Origin of the sequence: Neobacillus notoginsengisoli (assembly GCF_003515685.1) — a bacterium.
GTDB classification, from domain to species: Bacteria; Bacillota; Bacilli; order Bacillales; family Cytobacillaceae; genus Bacillus_D; species Bacillus_D notoginsengisoli.
The window spans coordinates 1-1,075 of sequence record NZ_QWEG01000054.1; the positions used below are offsets into that span (position 1 = coordinate 1).

General features: G+C 53.2%; 2 rRNA genes. Both read right to left on the minus strand.

The window, feature by feature from the left end:
- Positions 1-167: 167 nt before the first annotated feature.
- A 5S ribosomal RNA gene (gene rrf, locus D1B31_RS23830) occupies positions 168-283 on the minus strand.
- A gap of 91 nt (positions 284-374) precedes the next feature.
- Positions 375-1,075 (minus strand): 23S ribosomal RNA (locus D1B31_RS23835); the annotation flags it as partial.

A 1,075-nucleotide genomic window follows, 5' to 3' on the forward strand; every position in this document is an offset into this window, starting at 1 on the left:
TGAGGAGTTTTTTGCCCATCCCAAATCAGAGCGCACGCGTGCTTTTCTTTCTCAGGTAATCCACTGACACAACACAGGCCGCTAATGCGGCCTTTTTAATGCTGTTTTGCATATCTCAGAAAGCAAAAAACCCCGGCCTTTCGGGCGGGGTTATTGCTTAATTTGATGCCTGGCAGTTCCCTACTCTCGCATGGGGAGACCCCACACTACCATCGGCGCTACGGCGTTTCACTTCTGAGTTCGGCATGGGGTCAGGTGGGACCACCGCGCTACGGCCGCCAGGCAAATTCTGTCATTGACCGTCACTCCCGTGACCATCAATATAATCCTGAACTAAGCTGAAAATCTCTCTCTAAAAACACCTTCGGTGTTGTAAGGTTAAGCCTCACGGATCATTAGTACTGGTTAGCTCAACGTATCGCTACGCTTACACACCCAGCCTATCAACGTCGTAGTCTTCAACGTTCCTTCAGGACTCTCAAGGAGTCAGGGAGAACTCATCTCGGGGCAAGTTTCGCGCTTAGATGCTTTCAGCGCTTATCTTTTCCGCATTTAGCTACCGGGCAATGCCATTGGCATGACAACCCGAACACCAGTGATGCGTCCACTCCGGTCCTCTCGTACTAGGAGCAGCCCCCCTCAATTCTCCAGCGCCCACGGCAGATAGGGACCGAACTGTCTCACGACGTTCTAAACCCAGCTCGCGTACCACTTTAAATGGCGAACAGCCATACCCTTGGGACCGACTTCAGCCCCAGGATGTGATGAGCCGACATCGAGGTGCCAAACACCGCCGTCGATATGAACTCTTGGGCGGTATCAGCCTGTTATCCCCGGAGTACCTTTTATCCGTTGAGCGATGGCCCTTCCATTCAGAACCACCGGATCACTAAGACCTGCTTTCGCACCTGCTCGAGCCGTCACTCTCGCAGTCAAGCTAGCTTATGCCTTTGCACTAACCTCACGATGTCCGACCGTGATTAGCTAACCTTCGTGCTCCTCCGTTACGCTTTAGGAGGAGACCGCCCCAGTCAAACTACCCACCAGACACTGTCCGCAACCCGGATTACGGGTC